Source organism: Pseudarthrobacter sp. As-47, from assembly GCF_058215595.1.
Genome location: NZ_CM177088.1, coordinates 2,185,413 through 2,212,217, shown reverse-complemented (window position 1 = coordinate 2,212,217; position 26,805 = coordinate 2,185,413). Strand labels below are relative to the sequence as shown.

Annotated in this window: 23 protein-coding genes; 9 read left to right on the top strand and 14 right to left on the bottom strand. The window is 66.4% G+C overall.

Annotated features, from left to right (window positions below; translation table 11 throughout):
• Positions 1-35: 35 nt before the first annotated feature.
• Positions 36-1,154 carry an FUSC family protein gene (locus AC4BCK_RS10210; protein WP_246255866.1) on the top strand — a complete coding sequence of 373 codons (1,119 nt, stop codon included), beginning with the start codon at positions 36-38 and terminating at the stop codon, positions 1,152-1,154.
• On the opposite strand, the gene AC4BCK_RS10205 is transcribed toward AC4BCK_RS10210, so the two are convergent.
• From AC4BCK_RS10205 to AC4BCK_RS10195, 3 genes are read right to left on the bottom strand one after another with little or no spacing between them, the layout of a single operon-like run.
• Positions 1,151-2,062, bottom strand: coding sequence for a MaoC family dehydratase (locus AC4BCK_RS10205; RefSeq protein WP_251420119.1), 912 nt, complete (start codon positions 2,060-2,062; stop codon positions 1,151-1,153). The two genes, AC4BCK_RS10210 and AC4BCK_RS10205, sit on opposite strands and share 4 nt — an antisense overlap.
• Positions 2,059-3,399 carry a 3-oxoacyl-ACP reductase gene (locus AC4BCK_RS10200; RefSeq protein WP_174174494.1) on the bottom strand — a complete coding sequence of 447 codons (1,341 nt, stop codon included), beginning with the start codon at positions 3,397-3,399 and terminating at the stop codon, positions 2,059-2,061. Before AC4BCK_RS10200 ends, AC4BCK_RS10205 begins: the two co-directional genes overlap by 4 nt.
• Positions 3,400-3,408: 9 nt before the next feature.
• Entirely contained in the window at positions 3,409-4,770 is a 1,362-nt protein-coding gene (locus AC4BCK_RS10195) for an acetyl-CoA C-acetyltransferase (RefSeq protein ID WP_490566882.1), read from the bottom strand.
• Between AC4BCK_RS10195 and AC4BCK_RS10190 the strand changes: the two genes are divergently transcribed.
• Together AC4BCK_RS10190 and AC4BCK_RS10185 are read left to right on the top strand one after the other, a co-directional pair.
• Complete coding sequence (locus AC4BCK_RS10190) at positions 4,769-5,518, top strand: TetR family transcriptional regulator (RefSeq protein WP_490566905.1); 750 nt, start codon at positions 4,769-4,771, stop codon at positions 5,516-5,518. The two genes, AC4BCK_RS10195 and AC4BCK_RS10190, sit on opposite strands and share 2 nt — an antisense overlap.
• A 95-nt stretch (positions 5,519-5,613) precedes the next feature.
• Entirely contained in the window at positions 5,614-7,725 is a 2,112-nt protein-coding gene (locus tag AC4BCK_RS10185; protein WP_366278203.1) for an acyl-CoA dehydrogenase family protein, read from the top strand.
• 93 nt (positions 7,726-7,818) lie between these two features.
• Here AC4BCK_RS10185 and glgA read toward each other — a convergent pair whose 3' ends face one another.
• Complete coding sequence (gene glgA / locus AC4BCK_RS10180; RefSeq protein WP_490566881.1) at positions 7,819-9,024, bottom strand: glycogen synthase; 1,206 nt, start codon at positions 9,022-9,024, stop codon at positions 7,819-7,821.
• 102 nt (positions 9,025-9,126) lie between these two features.
• Here glgA and glgC point away from each other — a divergent pair, with 102 nt between their 5' ends.
• The 3 genes from glgC to AC4BCK_RS10165 all read left to right on the top strand — a co-directional run bounded on the left by glgC (position 9,127) and on the right by AC4BCK_RS10165 (position 12,538).
• Complete coding sequence (gene glgC, locus AC4BCK_RS10175) at positions 9,127-10,533, top strand: glucose-1-phosphate adenylyltransferase (protein WP_174174500.1); 1,407 nt, start codon at positions 9,127-9,129, stop codon at positions 10,531-10,533.
• Positions 10,534-10,603: 70 nt separating this feature from the next.
• Positions 10,604-12,055, top strand: a complete 1,452-nt coding sequence (locus AC4BCK_RS10170; RefSeq protein WP_174174502.1) for an SDR family NAD(P)-dependent oxidoreductase — start codon at positions 10,604-10,606, stop codon at positions 12,053-12,055.
• Positions 12,056-12,070: 15 nt separating this feature from the next.
• Positions 12,071-12,538, top strand: coding sequence for a pyridoxamine 5'-phosphate oxidase family protein (locus tag AC4BCK_RS10165; protein ID WP_104187199.1), 468 nt, complete (start codon positions 12,071-12,073; stop codon positions 12,536-12,538).
• A 111-nt stretch (positions 12,539-12,649) separates the two neighbouring features.
• On the opposite strand, the gene AC4BCK_RS10160 is transcribed toward AC4BCK_RS10165, so the two are convergent.
• Positions 12,650-13,627, bottom strand: coding sequence for a magnesium transporter (locus AC4BCK_RS10160; RefSeq protein WP_363935932.1), 978 nt, complete (start codon positions 13,625-13,627; stop codon positions 12,650-12,652).
• A gap of 368 nt (positions 13,628-13,995) precedes the next feature.
• Between AC4BCK_RS10160 and AC4BCK_RS10155 the strand changes: the two genes are divergently transcribed.
• Positions 13,996-14,388 (top strand): hypothetical protein, encoded by a 393-nt coding sequence (locus AC4BCK_RS10155; RefSeq protein WP_251420124.1) that lies wholly within the window; start codon positions 13,996-13,998, stop codon positions 14,386-14,388.
• Between the two features lie 161 nt (positions 14,389-14,549).
• Here AC4BCK_RS10155 and AC4BCK_RS10150 read toward each other — a convergent pair whose 3' ends face one another.
• Genes AC4BCK_RS10150 through AC4BCK_RS10140 form a run of 3 tightly spaced genes read right to left on the bottom strand, consistent with a single transcriptional unit; the run spans position 14,550 to position 17,941 of the window.
• Positions 14,550-15,401 (bottom strand): transglutaminase family protein, encoded by an 852-nt coding sequence (locus AC4BCK_RS10150; protein WP_174174509.1) that lies wholly within the window; start codon positions 15,399-15,401, stop codon positions 14,550-14,552.
• Positions 15,398-16,324, bottom strand: coding sequence for an alpha-E domain-containing protein (locus tag AC4BCK_RS10145; protein WP_066275749.1), 927 nt, complete (start codon positions 16,322-16,324; stop codon positions 15,398-15,400). The genes AC4BCK_RS10150 and AC4BCK_RS10145 overlap by 4 nt, the downstream gene beginning before the upstream one ends.
• A gap of 60 nt (positions 16,325-16,384) precedes the next feature.
• Complete coding sequence (locus tag AC4BCK_RS10140) at positions 16,385-17,941, bottom strand: circularly permuted type 2 ATP-grasp protein (protein ID WP_490566880.1); 1,557 nt, start codon at positions 17,939-17,941, stop codon at positions 16,385-16,387.
• Positions 17,942-18,054: 113 nt separating this feature from the next.
• Here AC4BCK_RS10140 and AC4BCK_RS10135 point away from each other — a divergent pair, with 113 nt between their 5' ends.
• Positions 18,055-19,110: a YeiH family protein gene (locus tag AC4BCK_RS10135; protein ID WP_374724843.1), complete on the top strand. Its 1,056-nt coding sequence runs from the start codon at positions 18,055-18,057 to the stop codon at positions 19,108-19,110.
• A gap of 20 nt (positions 19,111-19,130) precedes the next feature.
• Positions 19,131-21,797, top strand: a complete 2,667-nt coding sequence (pepN, locus tag AC4BCK_RS10130) for an aminopeptidase N (RefSeq protein ID WP_490566879.1) — start codon at positions 19,131-19,133, stop codon at positions 21,795-21,797.
• A gap of 102 nt (positions 21,798-21,899) precedes the next feature.
• On the opposite strand, the gene lplAB is transcribed toward pepN, so the two are convergent.
• From lplAB to map, 6 genes are all read right to left on the bottom strand, one after another.
• On the bottom strand, positions 21,900-22,991 hold the full coding sequence (gene lplAB, locus AC4BCK_RS10125; protein ID WP_174174516.1) for a lipoate-protein ligase LplAB: 1,092 nt from the start codon (positions 22,989-22,991) through the stop codon (positions 21,900-21,902).
• Between the two features lie 112 nt (positions 22,992-23,103).
• Positions 23,104-23,361, bottom strand: coding sequence for a type B 50S ribosomal protein L31 (locus tag AC4BCK_RS10120; RefSeq protein ID WP_066275740.1), 258 nt, complete (start codon positions 23,359-23,361; stop codon positions 23,104-23,106).
• A gap of 153 nt (positions 23,362-23,514) precedes the next feature.
• Positions 23,515-24,324: a TrmH family RNA methyltransferase gene (locus AC4BCK_RS10115; RefSeq protein ID WP_251420126.1), complete on the bottom strand. Its 810-nt coding sequence runs from the start codon at positions 24,322-24,324 to the stop codon at positions 23,515-23,517.
• A gap of 7 nt (positions 24,325-24,331) precedes the next feature.
• The gene (locus tag AC4BCK_RS10110; RefSeq protein WP_174174520.1) at positions 24,332-25,117 is read right to left on the bottom strand and encodes a sulfite exporter TauE/SafE family protein; all 786 of its coding nucleotides are present in this window, start codon (positions 25,115-25,117) and stop codon (positions 24,332-24,334) included.
• 18 nt (positions 25,118-25,135) lie between these two features.
• Positions 25,136-25,921 carry an ABC transporter ATP-binding protein gene (locus AC4BCK_RS10105; RefSeq protein ID WP_066275729.1) on the bottom strand — a complete coding sequence of 262 codons (786 nt, stop codon included), beginning with the start codon at positions 25,919-25,921 and terminating at the stop codon, positions 25,136-25,138.
• Positions 25,922-26,012: 91 nt separating this feature from the next.
• Positions 26,013-26,783, bottom strand: coding sequence for a type I methionyl aminopeptidase (gene map, locus AC4BCK_RS10100; RefSeq protein ID WP_490566878.1), 771 nt, complete (start codon positions 26,781-26,783; stop codon positions 26,013-26,015).
• Between the last annotated feature and the right edge of the window lie 22 nt (positions 26,784-26,805).

Below are 26,805 nucleotides of genomic sequence, written 5' to 3'. Positions count from 1 at the left end.
GTCCACAGCCGTAGGTCGCCCGTAACGTTGTGCGGATGACCAAGCCTAAAATACGCCCGGACGCCCGCTGGGCCAGGGGGACCGTTTTCCTCAAACAGGCGGTATCGGGCTTGTCTGCGGCCTTTGCAACACAGCGGCTCCAGCTGGCGGCAAAAGCGGCAGTTGCCGCCGGAGTGGCGTTCCTGATCGCACCCCTGATGCCGGGCGCGGCTGCCAACTATCCCTACTACGCACCACTCGGCGCGCTGGTGGCCATGTACCACAATGTTGCCGGTTCGGTTAAGCAGGGCATGCAGGCCCTCGCCGGACTCGCCATGGGCATCGGCCTTGCGTTCGTGCTGGTCAACGTGACCGATCCGTCGCCCCTTGCCGTGGCACTGATCATGGGCATTGGCGTGCTGCTGGGCGGCCTTCCGGGAATTGGCAAGGGCAGTGACTGGATTCCGACGGCGGCGCTGCTGGTCCTGCTGGTCGGCGGCAGCAACCCGGACGATTTTTCGTTCGGCTACCTCCTGCAGATGGGTGTGGGAGTGGCGGTGGGAATCGGCGTCAATTTCCTGATCTTTCCACCGCTGCACTTCAATGCCGCGGCAGCCAGCCTGGACGATTTGCGCATCGCCCTCGGCAAACAGCTCACGGACATGGGCAAGGCGCTCCTGGAAGAGTGGCCGCCCAAGCACGAGGACTGGTCGCGCCGTTCGGACGAGCTCTCGGCCGCTGCCCGCTCCGTCCGGCACCTTGTCAAGGAGGCCGACGCCAGCCGCCGGGCAAACCCGCGGCGCAAGCTCCACCCGCGTGACGTTGACCTCGATTACCGCAACCTGCGCGAACTGGAGCGGGTGACCTTCCACATCCAGGACATTACGGACGTCTTGTCGGATGTCATTTACGAGAGCGACGTGCCGTATGGGGTGCCGCTGCAGGACAACGCCCCGCTGGCTGACGCCCTGAAGTCAGCCGGGGATCTTCTGCGCTCGTTCAGCGAAGATGACCCGGCCACACAGGAAGAGAAGCTCAAGGAGGCCAGGACGGCGGTGGAAGCCTGCCTCGCTGCCACCGCCGGGAGGCAGCCGGACCAGGGGATGGTTCCGGCGTCCGAATCGGTCCTCCTGAGCCTCCACCGGATCCTGCGGGCTGTCCGGACAGCTGCCTAGAGGGCGCGCACTGAACCGTGGAAATGGCGCCGGCCTGAACGTGGATTCCAGGCCACGAAGTCGGACCGGCCCCACGCCCCGGCAGAACCCTCCACTGTTGTAATCTCCAACGCGACCCTGCAGGGAAGGAACACCGGGGCGTCAAAGTCCACGTCCCAGGCGAAGGAATCACCACGGGACGGGCCTACGTCAGCGAGCGCCCTCGAGGCAAGGTACATGCCGTGCGCGATGGACCGCCGCATTCCCAGTGCCTTGGCGGAGAGCACGCTCAAGTGAATGGGATTGAAGTCGCCGGATACTGCGGCGTAGGCACGGCCGGTATCAACACCGAGGTGCCAGAGGGCCGTGGGATCCGGCGCCTTGAAGTCGGCCCGGTCGGGAGCCGGGGACGGCTTGTCGATGCCCGGGAGGAAGACTCCCTTGGCAAGGTAGGTGGAGATTCCCAGCCAGCAGACCTCGGCTGTTCCTGCCCGGCGCACCTCGGCGATCACGTCCACCTGTGTGCCTGAACGATGCCCACGAAGGTTCTCCACCCTGGCGGTGATATCCAGGGCGTCCGTGAAAAGTACGGGAATCCGCTGCTCCACACTGTTCCGAAGGTGGATCATACCGAGCAACGGCAAGGGAAAATCGTCCCTGTTCATCACGCTCATGGCCAAAGGAAAGGCGAGGGCGTGGATAAACCCGGCGGGCAGCACGTCGCTGGCTGTTTCCCCGATCAGGTGCTGGTACGCGGTCAGGGTGGCAACGTCGACGGCGACGCCCCGCACTTCATGGCTTTCAGCCGGCAGGGCGGTTCCGTCATGGGCGCCCAAAAGCCTGCGGCGGGCGGCCTGCGCTGCGGCATTGACGTACAGTTTGGACAGCGACGGCATCTCCCCAAGAATGACCGGCTGGGCGGAAGTCATGCCCCCACCATGTTCTGCCCGCATACCCGCAGGACCTCCCCGTTGATTCCCGCGGCGGCGTCGCTTGCCAGGAACGCGATGGTTTCCGCAACGTCCGTTGGCCTGCCGCCCTGCTGCAGCGAATTCAGCCGCCGCCCGATCTCCCTGACGGCGAAGGGGATCCGTGCCGTCATCTCGGTTTCGATGAAGCCCGGGGCCACCGCATTGATGCTTCCCCCGTGCGCTGCCAGGAGCGGAGCACTGGCCCTGACCATTCCCATTACCCCTGCCTTGGACGCCGCGTAGTTGGTCTGCCCCCTGTTGCCGGCGATGCCGCTGGTGGAAGCAACAGACACAATACGTGGTGATTCCCGGAAGTGTTCGGATGCAAGCAGCGCTTCGTTGATCCTGAGCTGCGCGGTGATGTTGATGCCGATCACCGAGCTCCACTTCGAGTGGTCCATGTTGGCGAGCAGCTTGTCCCGGGTGATGCCTGCATTGTGGACCATGATGTCCAGACGACCGTGGCGCTGTGCCGCGTGCCCGATGATCCGCTGCCCGGCGTCGTCCCTGCTGATGTCCAGCTGCAGGGCTGTCCCCCGGACCTCGTTCGCCACGGCTGCCAGCTGGTCACCGGCTGCCGGAACGTCGACAAGGATGAGCGTTGCGCCGTCACGGTGCAGGGTGCGTGCAATGGCTGCGCCGATGCCGCGGGCTGCTCCGGTCACAACGGCAATCTTGCCTGCCAGTGGCTGGTCAACGTCGCGGGCGGGCTCACCGGAGGCGCTGGACACGGTGATGAACTGCCCGTCCACGAAGGCGGAACGGCCCGAAAGGAAGAACCGGAGGGCGGCCAGGGAACTTGCGCTTGTTGCCTGGACTCCTTGCCGGAGAACTATGCCGTTGCCGGTGGCGCCCCCGCGCAGTTCCTTCGCCAGCGAACGCAGGAACCCGTCGATCCCCTGGCGGGCAGCCGCAGCGGCGGGGGAATCTGCCTCTGACGCCGGCCGGGACACCGTGACCACCCGGCCGCCCGGGGCGAGGTCCCGCAGCGAGGCAGCTGCCGTGAGGATCGGCTTTTCCAGATCGCCGGGGCTGGCCACTTCGTCCAGTGCCAGGATGATGGCACCCAGTTTTTCGCGGGGTACCGCGTGCCGCCTGACATCGAGGTCCCAGGAGAGCAGTTCGGCAGCCAGGTTGTCGGCGTCGGCGCTATTTCCCTGCACCAGGACGGGGCCTGTGATCAAGGGCTGCCCGGGCTGGTACCTGCGGAGAGCCGCGGGCTGGGGCAGTCCGAGCTTTTTGGCAACGTTCCTGCCCACGCCGTGGTGTACCAGTTGTGCGTACTTGTCTGTCATCTGTGTCCCCTACAGCGATTCGAGAATGGCGACGACGCCCTGGCCGCCGGCGGCGCAGACGGAGACCAGGCCCCGTGCGGGCCGTCCGTCCGTCCTGCCTTTGGCGTGGAGCTGCTTGGCCAGCGAAGCCACAATCCGGCCGCCGGTGGCGGCGAAAGGATGGCCGGCGGCCAGGGACGAGCCGTTGACGTTCAGGCGCGAACGGTCGACGCTGCCCAAGGCGCCGTCCAGGCCAAGACGGGTCCGGCCGAATTCCTCGTCCTCCCAGGCCGCCAGAGTGCTGAGGACCGTGGCGGCAAAGGCTTCGTGGATCTCGAAGTAGTCGATGTCAGCAAGCGTGAGGCTTTGCCGGGCCAGCAGCCTGGGCACGGCGAACACGGGAGCCATGAGCAGGCCGTCTTTGCCGTGGACAAAGTCGACGGCGGCAGCCTCGGCATCTACCACTGCCGCGAGCTTGGGCAGGTCATGGGCGTCTGCCCAGGACTCGGAAGCCAGCAGGACCGTTGAGGCCCCGTCCGTCAGCGGCGTGGAGTTGCCGGCCGTCATGGTGGCGTCGGCACCGAGGTTCTTGCCGAAGACCGGCTTGAGGGTAGCGAGCTTTTCGAGCGACGTATCGGCGCGGAGGTTGCCGTCGCGCGCCAGGCCCCGGTACGGCGTAATGAGGTCATCGAAGAACCCGGCCTGGTAAGCGGCCGCGAGGTTCCGGTGGCTGTTGTAGGCCAGCTCGTCCTGGGCCTCACGCGAAATCTTCCACTGTGCCGTGGTGAGGGCCTGGTGCTCCCCCATGGACAGGCCGGTTCGGGGCTCGGCCGTCCCGGGAGCCAGCGGGGCCAGGTCCTTGGGCCGCAGCCGGCCGAGGATCTGCAGCCGCTGCGGCAGCGTCTTTGCCCGGCTGAGGTCCAGGATCACTTCGCGAAGGCCCTCGCTGACCACCACGGGAGCATCCGAAGCGGAATCCACGCCGCCGGCCACTGCTGAGTCGATCTGTCCCAGCTTGATCTTGTTCGCCAGGCCCACCACGGTCTCCAGGCCGGTGGCACAGGCCTGCTGCAGGTCGTAGGCCGGGGTCTCGGCGGAGAGCGCGGAGCCCAGCACGGCTTCACGGGTGAGATTGAAGTCCCTGGAGTGCTTGAGGACCGCACCGGCGGCCACTTCCCCGATGCGCTCATCCTGCAGTCCGAACCGGGCGATGAGCCCGTCCAGTGCCGCGGTCAGCATGTCCAGGTTGGAGGACTTTGCGTAGGCACTGCCGGCGCGGGCAAACGGAATCCGGTTTCCTCCGACGATCACTGCCTTGCGGAGGCCAGGGGTTCCTGCAGTCGGGCTGCCTGCTTCTTCGGGTCCAGCGGTGGACTGTCCGTCAATGGACATGGATATCTCCTCGGGTCACGTGCGGTTACCGATACCCAGCGTACCTGATACGCTGGGTATCGTGAACAACCACGACAACGGCCCGGCCGTGCCGCCTGCACCCGGCAGCCCTGACGGGCGCTCTTCGCGCTGGCAGAACCACCGGGAGGAACGCCGCAGGGAGCTGATCAAGTCTGCACGGCGTGCAGTGCACGTGCTGGGCAGCGACGCCTCCATGGAAGAGATCGCTGCCGCAGCCGGCACCTCGAAGTCCGTTTTCTACCGCTATTTCGGTGACAAGGCCGGGCTTCAGCAGGCCGTGGGCGAAGTTGTCCTGAGCCAGATGCAGCGCCGGATCCAGGAAGCCGCCCAGAACGCGGACACTCCGCGCGAAGGCCTCCTGGCCATGGTCTCCGCCTACCTCCAGATGGCGGACACCAGCCCGAACGTCTACACGTTCGTCACCCGGTACGGCAGCGGCGACCCGGAGGGTTCCTCGGGTGCAGTGTCCGGGGCGCTCGGACATTTCTTTGACGCCGTGGCCGACATGATTGCCACCCCCATGAGATCGCACCTGGGCGACGGCAAGCAGGCAGTGATCGGCTACTGGCCCAAGGCGGCTATCGGAATGGTGCGGAACGCCGGGGAACAATGGCTGAGCACTCCGGACTCCCCTGCCAAGCCCGGCCAGGAGGCGATGGCACGGCAGATCACAGCCTGGCTGTGCGTAGGCATCGCCCCCGAACTCTCAACCTCGGCACGCGGATGACCCCGCACTGCCCGCCAGGCAAGACACGACCCGCAGCCAATGTAAGCAACTACCCGTAACCACAAGCACTGTCAGCACCAACGAAGGACATTGACATGACTGAAGTAGTGGACCGTCCAGCCGGCAAGGGGCAGCGCCCCGTCGCCGCCAAACCGGCGCCTGGCCCGTCCCGGGCCCAGCCCGCCGTCGACGTGGAAGCACTGGGCCGGCAACTGCTGGGCAAATGGGCCGATGTCCGGCTCCAGGCCCGGGAGCTTGCAGCCCGCCCCGAGCTCCACAAGATCGAGGGCCTGACGCACACCGAGCACCGGAAACGGGTGTTCGGACAGTTGCGGTACCTGGTGGAGAATGAAGCCGTCCACCGCGCCTTCCCGGAAGCGCTGGGCGGTTCCGACGACCACGGCGGCAACATCGCCGGCTTCGAGGAGCTGGTGGTGGCCGATCCCTCGCTCCAGATCAAGGCCGGGGTACAGTGGGGACTTTTCGGCTCTGCCGTCATGCACCTCGGCACTGCCGGCCACCACGCCAGGTGGCTGCCGGGCATCATGAACCTGGACATTCCCGGCTGCTTCGCCATGACCGAAACGGGACACGGCTCGGACGTGGCCAGCATTGCGACCACCGCCACCTATGACCCGTCCACGGAGGAGTTCGTGGTGCACACCCCCTTCCGCGCCGCCTGGAAGGATTACATCGGCAATGCAGCCACCGACGGACTGGGCGCCGTGGTGTTCGCCCAGCTGGTCACCCGCGGAGTAAACCATGGTGTCCATGCCTTCTACGTGGACCTCAGGGATCCGGAGACCAAGAAGTTCCTGCCGGGAATCGGGGGCGAGGACGACGGCATCAAGGGCGGGCTCAACGGCATCGACAACGGCCGGCTGCACTTCACCAACGTCCGGATCCCCCGGACAAACCTCCTCAACCGCTACGGAGACGTTGCTGCCGACGGAACCTATTCGTCGCCCATTGCCAGCCCCGGCCGCCGGTTCTTCACCATGCTCGGCACACTGGTCCAGGGACGGGTATCGCTGGACGGCGCTGCGGTGGCGGCATCCAAAGTGGCTCTGAAGGCGGCCATCGGCTACGCCACGGAACGCCGCCAGTTCAATGCCTCCTCACACACCGACGAGGAAGTCCTTCTCGACTACCAGCGGCACCAGCGGCGCCTGTTCACGCGGCTTGCAACCACCTATGCCGCCGGGTTCGCCCACGAACAGCTGCTGGAGAAATTCGACGACGTCTTCTCCGGCGCCCACGACACGGACGAGGACCGCCAGGACCTGGAAACCCTGGCTGCCGCCCTGAAGGCCCTGAGCACCTGGCACGCGCTGGACACGCTGCAGGAATGCCGGGAAGCCTGCGGCGGCGCCGGCTTCCTGATCGAAAACCGCTTCGCGTCATTGCGGGCAGACCTGGACGTCTACGCCACGTTCGAGGGTGACAACACGGTACTGCTGCAGCTGGTGGCCAAGCGCCTCCTGGCTGATTACGCCAAGGAGTTCCGGAACGTGGACTTCGGAGTCCTGGCCCGCTACGTGGTGGGCCAGGCCACGGGCGCCGCGATCCACCGGACGGGCCTGCGCCAGGTTGCCCAGTTCATGGCCGACACCGGTTCGGTGCAGCGGGCTGCCATCGCCCTCCGCGACGAGGAGGGCCAGCGTGCGCTGCTCACTGACCGGGTGCAGACCATGGTGGCGGAGGCGGCGGGCTCGCTCCGGGGCAGCAACCGGCTCTCCCAGGAGAAGGGCGCCGCGCTCTTCAACCGGCACCAGAACGAGCTCATCGACGCCGCGCAGGCGCACGCCGAGCTCCTGCAGTGGGAGGCCTTCACGGACGCGCTCCGCGAGGTTGAGGATCCCGGGACCAGGCTGGTCCTGACCTGGCTGCGGGACCTTTTCGGCCTGTCGCTGATCGAGAAGAACCTGTCCTGGTACCTCATGAACGGGCGTCTCTCCATGCAGCGGGGCCGCACGGTGGGCGAGTACATCAACAGGCTGCTGGTGAAGATCCGGCCGCACGCCCTGGACCTCGTGGAAGCGTTCGGTTACGGCGATGACCATGTGCGCGCAGCCGTGGCCACGGGCGCCGAGAAGGAACGGCAGGACGAGGCGCGGGCCTACTTCCGCAGCCAGCGGGCCAGCGGCCAGGCACCGGTGGACGAGAAGGTGCTGCTCGCCAGGACCGCCGCGGCCAAGCGGAACTGACCGTCCCCTGGCGCCATGAACGACGACGGCGCCGCTCCCCTCGAGGGGGAAGCGGCGCCGTCGTCGTCATGAAGCGTCCTTCACATAGCTTCGCTAGCTCCGGCCCGGGAGCACGGAGCGGTACACCTCGAGCGTGGTTTCCGTGATGGATTCCCAGGAGAAGTGCTTCTCGGCACGCAGCCGGCCCGCCTGGCCCATGGCGCGGGCGCGCTCCGGGTCGGAGACCACCTCGGTGAGGGCTGCCGCGAACTCGTTCACGAATTTTTCAGGATCGAGGGGCGTTCCGGTGCCGTCGGTGACCTGCTCGAGGTCAACCAGGAGGCCGGTCTGGCCGTGCTCCACAACCTCCGGAATTCCGCCGGTGGCGCTGGCAACCACCGCTGCGCCGCAGGCCATGGCCTCCAGGTTGACGATGCCCAGCGGCTCGTAGATGGAGGGGCAGGCGAAGGCAGTCGCGTGGCTGAGCACCTGGATGAGCTCGTGGCGCGGCAGCATCCGCTCGATGAGCACCACGCCGGTCCGCTGGCTTTGCAGTTCCTCGATAAGCCGTGCCGTTTCGGCAGCCAGTTCGGGAGTGTCAGCGGCGCCCAGGCACAGGACCAGCTGAACATCGGCCGGCAGCTTGGCCGCTGCGCGGAGGAGGTAGGGGACGCCCTTCTGGCGCGTGTTCCTGCCCACAAAGACCACGCTGGGCTTCGCGGGGTCAATGCCCAGGGCGCGGACGGCGTCGTCATTTTCGTCACGTTGCCACATGTCGACATCGATGCCGTTGTGGACCACCCGGACCTTTGCGGGATCGACGTCCGGGTAGCTGCGCAGGATGTCCTGGCGCATGCCCTCCGACACCGCGATGATGGCTGCCGCCGCCTCGTACGCCGTCTTCTCCACCCAGGACGAGAGCGCGTACCCGCCACCGAGCTGCTCCGCCTTCCAGGGCCGCAGCGGCTCCAGGCTGTGGGCGCTCAGGACATGCGGGATACCGTGCAGCAGGGATGCCAGGTGCCCTGCCATGTTGGCGTACCAGGTGTGCGAATGGACCAGGTCCGCGCCTTCCACGTCCGGCACAATCCGCAGGTCCACACCGAGGGTCTGGACCGCGGCGTTGGCTCCGCCAAGGTCCTCCGGCACCTGGTAGGACGTTACGGTGGCGCCATGATAGTCGGTATCGCGGGGAGCCCCAAAAGCACGAACCTGCAGGTCAACATGCTTACTAAGCACCCTGCTCAATTCGGCCACGTGGACTCCGGCGCCACCGTAGATCTCCGGCGGGAACTCTTTGGTCACAATGTCTATTCGCACAAGACCCAAGGTAGTCCTTCCCGCTTAACTGTTCTAGTGTGAAGGGGTCCGGGCGTACCGGACTGTCTTGGGGAGTTACGAAGGCGTACAGGAGCGACCATCATGCCGTTGAACAAAAAAGTCCTGGCCATTGTCCTCGCGGGTGGCGAGGGAAACAGACTGATGCCACTGACGGCAGACCGGGCCAAACCTGCTGTACCCTTCGCCGGGAGCTACCGCCTGATCGACTTTGCGCTGTCCAACCTGGTGAATTCCCGCTACCTGCAGATTGTTGTACTGACGCAGTACAAGTCGCACAGCCTTGACCGCCACATCTCGGAGACCTGGCGCATGTCCACCCAGCTGGGCAACTACGTCGCCTCGGTGCCGGCGCAGCAGCGTGTGGGCAAGAGCTGGTTCCTGGGCAGCGCCAACGCCATCTACCAGTCCCTGAACCTCATTCATGACGCCAACCCGGACATCGTGGTGGTGGTCGGAGCCGACCACGTCTACCGCATGGACTTCGCCCAGATGGTGGAGCAGCACGTCAACAGCGGCGCCAAGGCAACGGTCGCCGCCGTCCGGCAGCCGCTGCACATGGCGGACCAGTTCGGCGTCATCGAGGTGGACCAGGACAACCCGCAGAAGATTTCAGCGTTCGTGGAGAAGCCCTCCAGCACTCCGGGCCTCGCCGCCGATCCCTCGCAGTTCCTGGCCTCCATGGGCAACTACGTCTTTGACGCCGACGCTTTGGTGGCCGCGCTCCACGTCGACGCCGAGCGGCTGGACACCAAGCACGACATGGGCGGGGACATCATCCCCTACTTCGTCAACCAGGGCGAGGCCGACGTGTACGACTTCACCCTCAACGACATCCCCGGCTCCACCGAGCGTGACCGCACCTACTGGCGGGATGTGGGCACCATCGACTCCTTCTACGACGCGCACATGGACCTCATTTCCCCGCTGCCGGTGTTCAACCTCTACAACTCCGAGTGGCCCATCTACACGAGGCAGAGCATCTCCCCGCCGGCAAAGTTCGTGCGCGGCCAGAACAACACGGTGGGCACCGCGCTGGATTCGATCGTTTCCAGCGGCGTGGTGATTTCCGGCGGCATCGTGGAGGGCTCTGTCCTGTCCAACGACGTCTACGTGGCCACCAGCAGCCGGGTTATCGACTCCGTCCTGATGGACAAGGTTCAGATCGGCGAGGGCGCCGTTGTTAACCGGGCCATCATCGACAAGAACGTCAAGGTGCCCGCGGGAGCGGCGATCGGACTGGACGCCGACCTGGACCGTGCCCGCGGCTTCAAGGTCACCGAGTCCGGCATCACGGTCCTCGCCAAGGGGCAGACCGTTCCCGAACCCACTGACGACGAGCGGCAGCTTGCCGCGCGGAACCTCCACCTTGTCCCGAATGCGGTCAAGGCGGCCGCAGGCCACCACCCCGACCTGCAGGAATCGGTGGACAGGGTTGCCGAGACGCACGCTGCGGCTGCTGCCGACGCTGCACCGGGCGCCAGGATCTAGCACCTGACCCCCGGGCCGGCCCGCCTCCAAAGGTGCGGCCGGCAGTGTCCCAGGCTGTAAAATCGGTACAATGAGCTCCCCCGATCTGACCCCTGAGGAAATCCAGGCCTGCCTCAAGGTCCTGAACACCATCCACGCCTATGACGAGGAGCACCCGGACTACATCTCGGTGCGGCGCGCCACCGGGAAGATGTTCAAGGCCGTCAAGCGGCACCGGCGCGTGACCAAGCGTGACCTGATTTCCGAGGCAGACCGGGCAGTGCTCGCCCAGACCGCCACCGCCGCTCCCGACCGGATCGACGACGAGACCCGCGGCAACAAGCTGGCCACCTCGGCCACGGGCGCAGTTGCAGGACACCTCATCCGGTCGCGTCCGTGCTACATCTGCAAGCAGCACTACACGCAGGTGGACGCTTTCTACCACCAGCTGTGCCCGGAGTGTGCCGCGTTCAGCCACAGCAAGCGGGACGCCCGGACAGACCTGACCGGGCGCCGCGCCCTGCTGACCGGCGGACGGGCCAAGATCGGCATGTACATCGCCCTTCGGCTGCTGCGCGACGGTGCCCACACCACCATCACCACCCGCTTCCCCAAGGATGCCGCCCGCCGCTTTGCCGCGATGGAGGACAGTGGCGAGTGGCTGCACCGGCTCCGTATCGTGGGCATAGACCTGCGGGATCCTGCCCAGGTCATGGCCCTGACGGACTCTCTTTCCGAGGCCGGGCCGCTGGACATCATCATCAACAATGCCGCCCAGACCGTCCGCCGTTCCGGCAATGCCTACAAGCCGTTGGTGGACGCCGAGGATGAGCCCCTGCCGGCAGCCCTGGAGCAGGCGAACGGCGGCCCGGAACTGGTGACGTTCGGCCACGCGCATGACAAGCACCCCCTGGCGCTGGCCAGCAGCGTCACCGAGCACCCTGTGCTGGCCGGAGACGCGATCACGTCCCTGGCGCTGTCCACCGGTTCCGCATCACTGGAGCGGATCGCGTCCGGGACGGCCATCGACGCCGGCGGCCTGGTTCCGGACCTGGCTACGATCAACAGCTGGACCCAGGTGGTGGACGAGGTTGACCCGCTGGAAATGCTGGAGGTGCAGCTCTGCAACGTCACGGCACCCTTCCTGCTGGTCAGCCGTCTGCGCGCCGCCATGAAGCGCTCCACTGCCCGACGCAAGTACATCGTGAACGTCTCCGCGATGGAAGGCCAGTTCTCCCGCGCCTACAAGGGCCCCGGCCACCCGCACACCAATATGGCCAAGGCGGCGCTCAACATGATGACGCGCACCAGCGCCCAGGAGATGCTGGACACCGACGGCATCCTGATGACTGCCGTGGACACGGGCTGGATTACCGACGAGCGTCCGCACTTCACCAAGGTCAGGCTCATGGAGGAAGGCTTCCACGCACCCCTGGACCTTGTGGACGGCGCCGCCCGCGTCTACGATCCCATCGTCATGGGCGAGAACGGCGAGGACCAGTACGGTGTGTTCCTCAAGGACTACAAACCCAGCCCCTGGTGAGGGTAAGCTCGCGGCATGAGCGGCGAACCGATATCTGAAGTGCAGAATCTTGAACACCACGAGTGCTGGGCCATGCTCCGGAACGTGTCCGTCGGCAGGCTGGCCGTCCTGGTCTCGGGCCGGCCGGATATCTTCCCCATCAATTACACGGTGGACGGCGGCACCCTGGTGTTCCGCACGAGCGAAGGAACCAAGCTCTCCGGAGCCTCGGAAGACGCTGCGGTGGCCGTGGAAGCCGACGGAGTGGATCCTGACACCGGGCTGGCCTGGAGCGTGGTGGTGAAGGGGACGGCCGCCGTCGTCACCGGCACGGAGCAGGTCCTGGAGACCACCCAGCTCTTCCTCTTCCCGTGGCAGGCGGGCAAGAAGGACGTGTTCGTCCGCATCACCCCGGACACCATCACGGGCCGCCGCTTCAGGGTGACGGAACCCATGACCTGGTGGACCCAGCTCAGCGGCGCCATCAAGACTGCCCAGGAGTAAAACCCCGCACCGCCACGGCCGGAGTGCACACCTGCCGCGGCCTCACCTGCCGGTGGCTGAGCCCTGCCTGGTACTGGCGCGAACTTTGGTGCCGGACGCGGCTGCGGGCAGTCAGCCCACGAGGGCGGAGGCAACAGCAAGGTAGATCGTCACAGTCAGGATGTCCTGTACCACCGTGGCGAGGGGCCCGGAACCGAAGGCCGGGTCCTGGCCCAGCCTGCTGATTACCCAGGGCAGAACCAGGGCGATGACGGTAGCGATTGAAGCGGCAGCCAGCAGCGAGAGAGCGACCGCCAGGGCCACGGCCCAGTCCTGCCAGATCAATCCCACAACGAGCAGTGACACCCCTCCAAGGAGCAGACCCAGAATCACACCAGTGGCGATCTCGCGGCCAATGATTCGCCGCACGCCTACACCAAGCGAAAGGCCTCGAATGACAAGCGCTTCCGTCTGTGTTCCGATCGCGTCGGCGAGATAAACCACGCCGGGGACAAAGAAAGCGATGAGGACGTGCTCAGCCAGATCGGCCTCAAAGTTGCCCACCACCCCGGCCGCGAGCAACGCACCGAAGAGCCCAACACCCAGCCATGGAAGTCGATGCCATAGGCGACGCAGCAGCGGCTCCACCGTCGTCAGCTGAGCGGGCGATGCAGAGCGCAGGAATCCGCCTAGACGCACCATGTCCTCGTCATGCTCAGTCAGCAGCACCTCAAGCATCGCGTTGGCGGGTATGAGACCGCCGAACCGGCCATCATCAATGACGGCGAGGGTCGGCTCATTGTGGTGGACGGCTTTCCAGGCCGCATGCTCCTGCACGGTTGAGGACGCGACAGCCGGAGGGTTGGCGTCCATCAGCAGGCTCATCGGAGTGGCAGGCGGGGCGGCGAACAGCTTCTCGATGGTGACCAGACCGAGCAGTTGGTCACCATCAAGGACTGCGACCGCTGCGGCACTGTCGTAGTGTTGGCCGCGCATGGCGTCCAGAACGTGAGTGGCCAACTCGTCGCGGCGCGCCGTGGGCACGTGGAATGAAGCATGCTGCGCCGCTGTGCGGAACTGGTCGGACCTGGCAGGATCGAGAATCGTCATCGGACATCCTTCGACAGCTTTAGGCGCGATACCTGCGCCACCTCAGACGAGCCTGGAGCTACGCCTTGCCGCCGCCGCGGGCATCGGACAGTGCTACCATCCCATGCTATCGCCCCACTCATAATCCTGGCGTAAATGAGGCCTGGGACGACCCGGTCGCAGCCCTTCGTCTGCGCAGCCTCGTGCCCAAAGTGACCCCTACGCAGACAACAATCAATGACTTATTGATCCAGGGGAACCGGTGCTTCAGCTGCGCCATCAGGTACGCCGTCGCTCGACCCGGCGGGGAAGGCCATTCTTGGCCGCGGCGGGTGCCTGGGCCGGTTAGGCTGGGACAGCGCGGACGATTTCTGAAATGGGGACCAGATATGAACCGAACCGCTATGGGCACTGCCGCAGTCATTCTCGCCTTCTCCTTGGCATCATGCTCAGGTTCCGAACCCACGCGGCCGCCGGAGGATGGCGGAACTTATGAGTCGATAGACGACTTGCGGGAGGCTGTGGAATCCGCTGGCCTGCTATGCCAGGAACTGGTTCTGGACACCCCTCCTTCCAAATTCTCCGCCACCTCCGCAAGCTGCAGCGAGTTTACCTACCTTGCGATCTACACCGACGACGTTTATCTGGCGGCGCAGCTGGATTTCTGGAGGCCGGTTGGGCAACGCGCGATCAACGTGGGCAAGAACTGGACAGTGGTCAGCGAGGACCCGAAGCTCATCCAAAAGAACCTTGGCGGCTCGGTCCTCCATACAGGGCCCTAAAGACGGTCCTGTGGCAACAGCCCAGACGGGGTGTGTGCGGTAAGCGGCCCGGCCACCGTCACCACGAGGATCATCGGCGGGCGGCCGGGCGGCCCCGTATTGGAAAGTTAGGAACTCCCCCAGAAGCCGTAAACAAGCGCGCGGCTCCACACGGCTGCCGGTCAGGCGAGCTGGGTGATCTCCACGCTGACGCTCAGCGCGGAACCGCCACCGCCGGACAGGATGCCCTTCAGCGGCGGCACGTCACGGTAGTCCCGCCCCCGGGCCACGGTGACGTGGAAGTCGCCGGCGGGCTTGTGGTTGGTGGGGTCCCAGCTGCGCCAGTCGCCGTCCCAGAACTCCAGCCAGGCATGCGACTGCCCCGCCACTGTCTCGCCGATGCCGGCACTGGACCGCGGGTGCAGGTAGCCGGACACGTAGCGTGCCGGGATACCGCAGCTGCGCAGCGCACCGATCGCCAGGTGTGCCAGGTCCTGGCAGACACCCTGGCGCTGGCCCCATGCCTCCTCCGCGTTGGTGGTCACCGCGGTTGAACCGGACATGTAGGTCATCTCGCCGCGCATCCACTCAAACACGGCCATGGCGGCCTCGTGCGGGTTCTTCCCTGCCACGACTCCGGGAATGATGCCCAGGACTTCGTCCCCCGGGCCGCTGAGCCTGGACTGCGGGAGCCAGTCGCTGAACGTGTTGAGGGTTTCCGGTGAGGCCAGGACGTCCCAGCCGGCAATGTCCGCCTCGGCCGGGATCTTCTCGGCACGGTGGACTTCCACCGTGATGTTGGAAACGACCTCGAGGTGGTCGTGCGGCATCTGCATGTCGAACGCCGTGACCCGGGTGCCCCAATAGTCGCGGTAGGTGCTGACGGCGGCCTGCGACGGCGAAACCTTGACCACCGATTCCAGCACCACCTGCTGGGAATCGGTGAGCGGGGTCATCCGGGCCTCGTTGTAGGACAGGGTGACCCGCTTGTTGTACTTGTAGGCCGTCTTGTGGACGATGCTCAGCCGGGTCATGAAACTTCTCCCACCCAGGCCAGTTCATCCGCCTGATTGAAGTACTTACGGGAAATGGCGTCCGACGCCTGCGCCACGGCTTTCTGCACGCGCTCCATGTGCTCAGGGAGCTCGGACATCAGGTCATCCGTCCGGTGGAACTCAAGGAAGGTCCGCGCCTGGCCTACGATCCGCCGCGCGTCGTTGATGAACCCCACCCGCTGGGCGGAGGGATCCAGCTTGGCCAGGCACTCGTCTGCGTCCCTCAGGGCGTAGACGATAGACCTCGGGAAGAGCCGGTCCAGCAGCAGGAACTCGGCGGCGTGCTGGTCGCCGAAGGCGGCACGGCGGGTACGCAGGAAGGACTCGTACGCACCGGCGCAGCGGAGCATGTTGACCCAGGACATCCCGGCGGAGAGCACGTCCCGGGTGGAGAGCATGCGGGCGGTCATGTCCGCGCGTTCCAGGGACCGGCCCAGCACCAGGAAGAGCCAGCTTTCGTCATGGCTGACGGTGGTGTCCGCCAGGCCGCTGACCATGGCGGTCCGTTCCAGCGTCCAGTTGCAGAACCGGTAGGTGCCCACCACGTCCTTGCGGTGCTGGCTGAGCCCGTAGTAGGTGGTGTTCAGGCTCTCCCACAGGCCGGAGGAGACAGTTTCCCGGGCGCGCCGGGCGTTCTCCCGCGCGGCCCCCAGGGACCCTGCGATGGAGGTGGCGCTGGTCTTGTCATAGGCAAGGGCGTGGAGAAGCTCGGGCAGGCCGAAGTCCTCGCTCTGCGGGCGTGCGCCCATGACGGCCAGGAGTTCCTGGGCCACGCTTTTGCGCTCGTCCATGGGCAGGTGGTTGAGCCGTTCGAGGTGGACGTCGAGGATACGGGCTGTGCCGTCCGCCCGCTCCACATAACGGCCGATCCAGAATAGGGACTCGGCAATACGGCTAAGCATTCGCGGCTACCTCCTGCGTGCCCGAAACTGGAAAAGAAGACTGCCAGGTCACGGCCCGGCTCACTGCTGCTGCTCCGACTGGCGGTCCCGCCAGTTGCTCTCCACCGGCCATACCGAGACGCGTTCCCGGACGGAGATGGAGGGCCGGGGCACGGTTTCCACCGGCACCTGGGGTGAATCGGCCAGGACCCAGGTGTCCTTCGATCCGCCGCCCTGGCTGGAATTCACGATCAGCGACCCCTCCTTGAGCGCCACGCGCGTCAGCCCGCCCGGGAGCACCCAGACGTTGTCGCCGTCGTTTACTGCGAAGGGCCGCAGGTCCACGTGGCGGGGGCCGAATTTGTCCCCGCTCAGCGTGGGGACCGTGGAGAGCTGCAGCACCGGCTGGGCAATCCAGCCGCGGGGATCGGCGATGATCCGCTGGCGGAGTGCATCGAGTTCGTCCCTGGACGCGTCCGGTCCGATGACCAGGCCCTTGCCGCCGGAGCCGTCCACCGGCTTGACCACCAGCTCGGCCAGGTTGTCCAGGGTGTATTCGCGGGCTTCCTTCTCCTCCAGGCGGTACGTGTCCACGTTGGCGATGACGGGTTCCTCGCTGAGGTAGTAGCGGATGAGGTCAGGGACGTAACTGTAGACCAGTTTGTCGTCCGCGACGCCGTTGCCCACGGCGTTGGCGATGGTCACGCCGCCTGCCCGGGCGGCGTTGACCAGGCCCGGGCAACCGAGCATGGAATCTGAACGGAACTGCAGCGGGTCCAGGAAATCGTCATCGATCCGCTTGTAGATGACGTCCACGCGCTGTTCGCCGGCCGTGGTGCGCATGTAGACACGGTTACCGCGGCAGATGAGGTCGCGGCCTTCCACGAGTTCCACGCCCATGAGGCCCGCGAGGAGGGTGTGCTCGAAGTAGGCGCTGTTGAACACGCCGGGGGTGAGGACCACCACGGTGGGATCGTCGACGCCGGAGGGTGCGGTCTTGCGCAGGGCGGAGAGCAGGCGGCGGGGGTATTCCTCGACCGGCCGGATGAGCTGCTGGCCGAACGCCTCAGGCAGGCCCTTGGCCATGGCCCGGCGGTTCTCCAGGACGTAGCTCACGCCGGAGGGAACGCGGACATTGTCCTCAAGCACGCGGAAGGTCCCGGCAGCGTCGCGGACAACGTCAATGCCGGAGATGTGGACACGGACGCCGCCCGCCGGTTCGAACCCGTGGACCTGCCGGTGGAAGTGCGCGCTGGTGGTGACCAGCTGCCGGGGGATCACGCCATCGGCAACGACGGTCATCTTGTCGTACACATCGTTGAGGAAGGCCTCCAGCGCGCGGACGCGCTGGGCCACGCCGCGTTCCAGCACGTCCCACTCCCCCGCCGGAATGACCCGGGGAACGATGTCCAGCGGGAAGGGGCGCTCCTCCCCCGCAAAGTCGAAGGTCACACCGCGGTCCAGGAAGGTACGCGCCATGGAATCTGCGCGGGCGCTCACGTCAGCAAGGGAGAGCTTGCGGAGGGCGTCCGCCACCTGCCCGTACGAGTCCCGGGCCTGTTGCCCGGGAGCGAACATCTCGTCGTAGGCTCCGGACCGGCCGGCGGCCACGGAGTAATCCTGGAATAGGTCTGACATGTCCAATAGCCAACCATCTTTTTGTTTCGAATTCATTACTGCCGTCCATTCTGGCGTGTTGGCGGGGATGCCCTGGTTCGTGCATTGCGCCTCTTTTCCGGCACAGTAGGTGAGTGCCAGTCCCCAGATCCTTCCGCGAGCCCGGTCCGGACCTGCCCGGACGGCCCGGGAGGCTCCTCCCTGGGCTGGCCACAGCGGCCGTTGCCCTGGCGGCTGCGTTCCTGGTTCACCGGCTGGTTCCCGCGCTTCCCGCAATGACGCTGGCAGTGGTGCTGGGCGTCCTGGCCGCCAACCTTCCCGCGTCCGGGGTATGGACCGCCGGCAGGGCGCGGCCGGGATTGGACTTCGCGGGGAAGCACCTCATGCGCGGCGGCATCGTTCTGCTTGGCCTGAAAGTCAGCATCATGGACGTGCTGGGACTGGGCTGGCTGGCGCTGGTCCTGATCGTCGCCGTGGTGGCGGCCAGCTTTGGCGGCACCTACCTGATCTCCCGGCTGTTCCGGCTGCCGCCGGTCACCTCGCTGCTGGTGGCCACCGGCTTCTCGATCTGCGGTGCCTCCGCCATCGGCGCCATGGCCGCCGTCCGCCGGATCCGGCACGTGGACACGGTCCTGCCGGTGGCGCTCGTAACGCTTTGCGGGACCCTTGCCATCGGCGTCCTGCCCCTGCTGGTCCATCCCCTCCAACTCAGCGCGCCCGTGTTCGGCGCCTGGACGGGTGCCTCAGTGCACGATGTGGGCCAGGTGGTGGCCACGGCGCAAACCGCAGGGACGGCGGCACTGGGCATCGCCGTCGTGGTTAAGCTCACCCGGGTACTCCTGCTGGCGCCGGTGGCGGCACTGGCCGGTGCGCACCACCGGTTCGCGCCGCGGGCAGGGAACGCCGCGGACCGCGACAACGCGAAACTCCCGCCGGTGGTGCCGCTGTTCGTCCTGGGCTTCGTGGCGATGGTGGGCCTCCGCTCAACCGGCTGGCTGGCTGAAGGCTGGCTTGAGGCGGGGGCGGCACTGCAGGACATCCTGCTGGGCGCCGCGCTCTTCGGCCTGGGGTCCGCCGTCAGGATCCGGACGCTCCTGCATACAGGCGGGCGGGCACTGCTGGCGGCACTGGCGTCGTGGTTCCTGATCGCCGTCCTGGGGCTGGCGGCGGCCCTGCTGATCGCCGGATAACCACGTGATTAGATAGCTGGGTGTCACATGAGAATCTGCAGCGCGACGAAGCCGCCCACCGTTCAGCCCTGATCAGCACCACCGGTTACGACGTCTCCCTGGACGTGCGGGAGGCGGCCGATCCGGAAGTGGCGGGCTATCCGACATGCAGCATTATCACCTTCACGGCCTCGCAGCCGGGGGCATCAACATTTCTGGACTTCATCGGCGAGGTCCACAGTGTTGTCCTCAACGGGAAGGAACTGCGCGTGGAGGACGTGTCGGACGGCGCCAGGATCAGGCTGGACAACCTGCAGTCCGAAAACCAGGTGGCCGTCACCGGCACTGCCCTGTACAGCCGCTCCGGCGAAGGCATGCACCGCTTCTTCGATCCGGCAGACGGCCAGTGCTACCTCTACACGCAGTACGAGCCCGCCGACGCCCGCCGGGTCTTCGCCAACTTCGAACAGCCTGACCTCAAGGCCTCCTTCACCTTTCACGTGACCGCACCGGCCGGCTGGCAGGTGGCCTCCAACGGCGGGGAGGCTGCCCGCACCCTCCTCAGCGGCGACCCCTCTGCCGCCCGGTGGGACTTCGCCACCACCGGCCGGATGTCCACCTACATCACCACCGTGCTGGCCGGCCCGTACTTCAGGGCCGAGGACCGCTGGCAGGCAACGCTCGACGACGGCACCTCCCTGGACGTGCCGCTCGCCCTGTACTGCCGGGCGTCGATGGCAGAGTCTTTCGACACAGACCAGCTTTTCCAGCTGACGAAGAACGGCCTGGACTTCTTCAACCGGCTGTTCGACTACCCCTATCCCTGGGGCAAGTACGACCAGGCTTTCGTCCCCGAATACAACCTTGGTGCCATGGAGAACCCCGGTCTGGTGACGTTCACCGAGAGCTACGTGTTCACCTCGCGCGCCACGGACGCCCAGTACCAGGGGCGCGCCAATACCCTGATGCACGAGATGGCGCACATGTGGTTCGGCGACCTGGTCACCATGCAGTGGTGGGACGACTTGTGGCTCAAGGAATCCTTCGCCGACTACATGGGCACCCTGGGCGTGGACCGCGCCACGGACTGGGACACCGCGTGGGTGAACTTCGCCAACAAGCGCAAGGCCTGGGCCTATGTCCAGGACCAGCTGCCCACCACCCACCCGATCGTTGCGGACATCCCGGACCTTGAAGCCGCCAAACAGAACTTCGACGGCATCACCTACGCCAAGGGCGCCTCTGTGCTGAAGCAGCTGGTGGCCTACGTCGGGTTCGAGGCCTTTATCAGCGGCTCCCGCGACTACTTCCGCAAGCACGCGTACGGCAACACGACGCTTGACGACCTGCTGGCCGCATTGAGTGCCTCCTCAGGGCGGGACCTGGCCGGCTGGGCGCAGCAGTGGCTGCAGACCTCGGGCATCTCCACGCTGTCCCTGGAGATTGTGCCGGGAAGGATTGTGCCCGGCGAAGCTGTACCGGGCGCGGACGACGACGGCGTGCTGGGCAGGGCGGCCATCGTCCAGGCAGCCACGGACCCGGTCACAGGACGGGAGGAGCTTCGGCCGCACCGGCTGCGCGTTGGGTCCTATAATTTCGACGGCGGCGGGGCCCTGGTGCGCACCGCCAGTTTCGAAACGGATGTGGCCGGGGCCCGTACGGAACTCCCCCAGCTCGCCGGCAAGCCCCGGCCCGCGCTCCTGCTGGTCAACGATGACGACCTCACCTACGCCAAGGTGCGGCTGGACCCGGCGTCCGAGGCAACTGTCCGTTCGTCCCTGGACCGGATCGGGGACCCCATGGCCCGTGCGCTCTGCTGGACGGCGCTCTGGAACTCGGCCCGGGACGGGGAAAGCCCGGCGGCGCGGTACGTCGAAGCCGTGGTTGCGTTTGGTCCGGCCGAAACAGGAATCGGCGTCCTGCTGAACATCCTCGACAACGCAGGCACCGCCGTCGAACGCTACACGCCGACCGGCGAACGTGCTGCGCTGCGGTCCACGTTCCTGGCAGCGGCAGCGGCGGAACTGGACAGGGCCGCACCCGGCTCCGACCAGCAGCTGGCCTGGGCCCGGACCCTCGCCAGCACCAGCCGGCACGATGATGCCATGCTGCCCCGGCTGCGTGGGCTCCTTGACGGCACGGCACCAGTGGACGGCCTGGCCGTGGATGCCGAGCTGCGCTGGCACCTCTGGCATGCCCTGGCAGCCAACGGCCAGGCGGCAGTGGAGGAACTGGACGCCGAACTCGCCCGTGACACCACGGCGTCCGGACGCGCCGGCCATGCCACAGCCCTCGCCGCCCGTCCGGACCCGGAGGCCAAGGCAGCAGCGTGGAAAGCGGCAGTGGACGGGAACGGGCTCTCCAACCAACTGCTCAGCGCCACCATCAGCGGGTTCATGACGGCGCCTGCGGATCGGCTGGAGCCGTACGTGGAGCCCTATTTCGGGTGCCTGCGCAGCATATGGGAGAACCGCAGCATCGAGATCGCCAGCCGGATTGTCCGGGGCCTCTACCCGCTGGCCCAGGACCTGGCCGAGGGCACCGACCCGGCAGCGCACCCCACCATCCGGCGCACGGACGAATGGTTGGCTGGCAATGCAGACGCGCCCCGCGCCCTGCAGCGCATCATTGTGGAGCAGCGCAGCCACCTGCTGCGGGCACTGACGGCGCAGGCCGCCGTCGTGAATTCACCATCGTTTGCTCCCTAAGTGCCGTTTCGAACCCCCAAAACGACAGTAGGTGGGCCCATGCCGGCAGGGTTCCCTGGCCGAACTTGCGAGGTTAGGGGCCGGCAGGGACAATGGATGGGCTCAGGGGACGCGGTGGAGCCACTCGGCGGTGCCGAACTTGGTGCCGACGCGCTCCCGGGCGGTGGCAAGCTCGCCCTCCGTCAGCTCTGATGGCGTGGCGCCGTACCGGTCGGTGAAAACATCCGCCATCGCGGCGATGATGGCTGCGCGGGCCAGTCCGGTCTGGCGCCGGAGCGGGTCCACCCGTTTCTTGGCGCTGCGGGTCCCCTTGTCCGAGAGCTTTTCCTTGCCGATCCGCAGCACGTCCACCATTTTGTCGGCGTCGATGTCGTAGCTCATGGTGACGTGGTGCAGCATGCCGCCGTTGGCGAGCCGCTTCTGCGCGGCCCCGCCGATCTTGCCCTGGTCCGTGGCGATGTCGTTCAGGGGCACGTAGAAGGCGTTGATGCCAAGCTTTTCCAGTGCGGCCATGACCCACGCGTCCAGGAAGGGATAGGAGTCCGCGAAGCTGAGTCCGTCCACGAGGGTCTGCGGCAGGTACAGCGAGTACGTGATGCAGTTGCCGGCCTCCATGAACATCGCTCCCCCGCCGCTGATGCGCCGGACAACCTTGATGCCGTGCTTCGCCACGCCGCCGGGGTCCACCTCGTTGCGGTAGGACTGGAAGCTGCCAATCACCGTTGACGGCTCCTGCCAGTCCCAAAACCGCAGGGTGGGGTGGCGGCGTCCCGCGCCGACCTCCTCGGTGAGGACCTCGTCCAGGGCCACGTTGATTTCTGTGGGCAGGACGGTGGGTGCGATGAGGTTCCAGTGGTGGTCCGCCCAGGAGGTTGCCTTGGCCAGGGCACGGCGGACGGCGATGGCGACGGCCTCCGCGGAGAAGCCGAACAGGGCGGCGCCGGCCGGCAGCGAAGAGGACACGACGGCGGCAAGCTCGGCCGCCGTCGTGGTGTCCGGCAGCCCCGTGAGCCCCCGGTTGATGTCCAGGAGGGCCTCGTCCGGTTCCAGGAAGAAGTCGCCGCTGAGGTTGACGTTGGCGAGGCGGCCGTCAACAACGTCCAGGTCCACCACCACAAGCTTGCCGCCGGGCACTTTGTATTCACCGTGGCGGCGGGAGATGGAGTGGCCTGCTGAAGAGGGTGTGGTGCTCATGCCATCCATCCTCCCCCAGAAGTGCCGGATGCCTGTAACAGCGGGCCGGGACGCAGAAAGCCCGCACCGTTTGCCGGTGCGGGCTTTCCCAAAAGAACCTTGCGGAAGTGCGTTACTTCTTGCCGCCGAAGCCCTTGAAGCGAGCGTTGAAGCGCTCGACGCGGCCTGCGGAGTCCATGATGCGCTGCTTGCCCGTGTAGAACGGGTGCGACTCGGAGGAGATTTCGACATCGATGACCGGGTAGGTGTTGCCGTCTTCCCATTCGATGGTCTTCGAGGAGGAAACGGTGGACTTGGTCAGGAACTTCGTGCCGGAAGCCAGGTCGTTGAAAACAACAGCTTCGTACTTCGGGTGGATATCAGACTTCATAATTGGACCTTTGTTCGCACAACTGGATTTTGCCAGCTGCCAGGTATGAATGGGATGGTCAGCAGCGTCGCCCGGGGGCGCACTACAGCCAGCTGTCAATAATAGCGTAAGAACGCGGATGCCCGCGAACCAACCTCCTGGCTGGCTACACCCCTAGTTCCGGGGCCGCAGCTCCCAGAAGGCCACAGCTGATGCGGCTGCGACATTCAGGGAATCCACGCCGTTGCGCATGGGTATTTTCACGGCGATATCGACGGCGGCGAGTGTCCCGGCGCTCATCCCGGCACCCTCGGTGCCGAGCACCAGGGCAAGCTTCCCGGGGTTCCGGGCGGCGACGGCATCCACGTCCTGGGCGTCGTCGGTGAGCTCCAGCGCCGCTACGGTGAAGCCGTGGTCCTTCAGCAGGTGCAGGTCCTCCGGCCAGCTGGTGAGCCGGGCCCACGGCACCTGGAACACCGTGCCCATGCTCACCCGGACGCTCCGCCGGTAGAGGGGGTCCCCGCAGCGGGGAGAGACCAGGACGGCATCGATGTCCAGCGCGGCGGCCGACCGGAAGATGGCGCCCACATTGGTGTGGTCCACGATGTCCTCCAGGACAGCCACCCTGCGTGCCCCGGCCAGCAGTTCCGGCAGCGGCACGGGCGCCGGGCGCTGCATGGCGGCCATGGCGCCCCGGTGGAGGTGAAAGCCGGTAATGTCCTCCAGCAGGTCCGCGCTGCCGATGAAGGCAGGGACCTGGGGATAGGCATCCAGGACGTCCCGGAGGTCCTCGAGCCACTTCTCCGCCAGGAAGAACGAGCGCGGCTGGTGTCCTGCTGCCAGGGCACGCCGCAGCACCCGGGAGGACTCGGCGATGTACATGCCCTCGGCAGGTTCACGCAGCTTGCGCAGGTGCACGTCCGTGAGCTGCGTGTAGTCGGCGACTCTGGGGTCCGCGGCCGATTCAAGATAGTGGATTGTCACCGGGTGATTATTTCAGCAGATTTGCGATCATGAAGCCCAGCGCCACCAGGCCCAGGAGCAGGATCACTGCGCGCAGCACCGTGGGTGAGAGCCGGCGGCCCACCTTGGCCCCGAGAAGTCCGCCGATGCTCGAGCTGACGGCGATCAGCAGCACCACAAGCCAGTTGATCCGGTCGAAGGCGAAGATCACGTAGGACACGGCGGCCACGAGGTTCACTCCGAGCACCAGGATGTTCTTCATGGCGTTGGCGTTCTGGATGGTGCCGGTGAGGAAGATGCCCAGGATGCCCACCAGCAGGATCCCCTGCGCGGCCACGAAGTAGCCGCCGTAGACACCGGCCAGATAGACGAGCACCACCAGCAGCACCCCGTGCCGCTTGTCGCGCACAGCGTGCTCCGGGTTCTCCTCACGGGACCGGACCCAAGCCTGCAGCCTGGGCTGGAACACCACCATCAGGAGGGCCAGGACGATCAGGACGGGGGCAACGTAGTGGAAGACCTCCTCCGGCAGGTGCAGGAGCAGCCAGGCGCCGGAGATGCCGCCGAGAAGGGAGGCCGGCAGGAGACGCATCAGCTGGCGTCCGCGTCCCTTCAGTTCACGGCGGTAGCCGAAGGCGCCGGCCGCCGTGCCGAACACCAGCCCCATGGCGTTGCTCATGGAGGCCACCACCGGGGCGACCCCCAGGGCGATCAGGACGGGGAATGTCACCAGGGTGCCGGAACCCACCACGGCGTTGATGGTGCCGGCCCAGAGGCCGGCGATGGCCACAAAGATGCTGCTGAGAAGATCCAAGGTGCTGCGCTGCCGCTGTTAGCGGCGGGCGACGGCGGTGTACCGGCCGGCGTTGACGCTCATGTCCAGGTCCAGCCCGAAGGTTTTGCTGAGGTTCTCAGCGGTCAGGACGTCCGTGATGGGGCCTGCGGCGACCACTCCGCCGTCGCGCAGCAGCATGGCGTGGGTGAATCCCGGCGGGACTTCCTCAAGGTGGTGGGTGACCAGGACCATGGCCGGTGCGTCCTCATCCTGCGCCAGCTCTCCCAGCTTATGGACGAGTTCCTCGCGGCCCCCAAGGTCCAGGCCTGCCGCCGGTTCGTCGAGGAGCAACAGCTCGGGGTCGGTCATCAGGGCGCGGGCAATCTGTACACGCTTGCGCTCACCTTCGGACAGGGTGGCAAAAGTCCTGTTGAGGAGCGGGCCCATTCCCCAGTCGTTGAGCAAGCGGAAAGCCCGCCGCTCGTCGTCGCGCTCGTACCCCTCACGCCAGCGGCCGGTGACCCCGTAGGCGGCAGTGACCACCACGTTGAGGACGTTTTCCTGTTCCGGGATCTGGGTGGCCAGCGCGGCGGAGGACAGGCCGATGCGCGGGCGGAGCTCGAAGACGTCGGTGCGGCCCAGGGTTTCGTCGAGGATACCGGCCTTGCCGCTGCTGGGGTGCAGGCGCGCGGCCGCGATCTGCAGGAGCGTGGTCTTGCCGGCACCGTTGGGCCCAAGGATTACCCAGCGCTCGCCTTCATTGACTTCCCAGTCGATCTTGTCCAGCAGGGTTTTCTTACCGCGGACAACGCTGACGGAAGCCAATTCCAGAACATCACTCATAGGAGTAGACACTAGGACAAAAAAGAGGCCGACTGATAACCGGGGCAAGGTAACAGCGAAACCCTGGTTGGGCAGCCTCGCCAGGCGCCCGTCAGGCCGGCTGCGTGAGGATCACGGGTCCGGATTCGGTGACAGCGATGGTGTGTTCGGAATGGGCGGTCCGGCGGCCGTTGGAACTGCACAGGGTCCAGCCGTCAGGAGCCGTCATAAGTTTGCTGGTGCCGTCCATGACCCACGGTTCTATTGCCAGGAGCAGGCCGGGGCGGAGCTCGTACCCGCGGCCTGGCCTGCCGGTGTTCGGAATGTGCGGGTCCTGGTGCATGGTGCTTCCAACGCCGTGCCCGCCGAACTGCGTGTTGACCCGGTACTTGGCAGACTCCAGCACCGAGCCGATTGCGTGGGAGATGTCCCCGATGCGCGCCCCGGGCTGTGCCGCACCGATGCCCGCCGCCAACGCCCTCTCGGTTGTTTCGATCATGCGGGTGTCCTCGGGGGCAGCGGAATCCCCCACGACGAAGCTGATGGCGGAGTCCGTGACCCACCCATTGACGCTGGCTGCGAAGTCCAGGGTCAGCAGGTCCCCGTCCTGGAGGACATAGTCATGAGGGAGTCCGTGCAGCACGGCATCGTTGACGGACGTGCAGATGATTTTCCCGAAGGGCCCGCGCCCGAACGAGGGAGCATAGTCGACATAGCAGGAGCGGGCTCCCGCCGCACGGATCATGGCCGCAGCCCAGTCGTTGATCTCCAGGAGATTCGTACCGGGTCCGGTTCGCTCCCTCAGATCCCGCAGCGTATTCGCCACGAAGCGGCCCGAGGGGCGGGCCTGGTCGATCTCCCGAGGCGTGAGCAGTTCAATCAATGATTCCTCCAGGTGTGAGCGA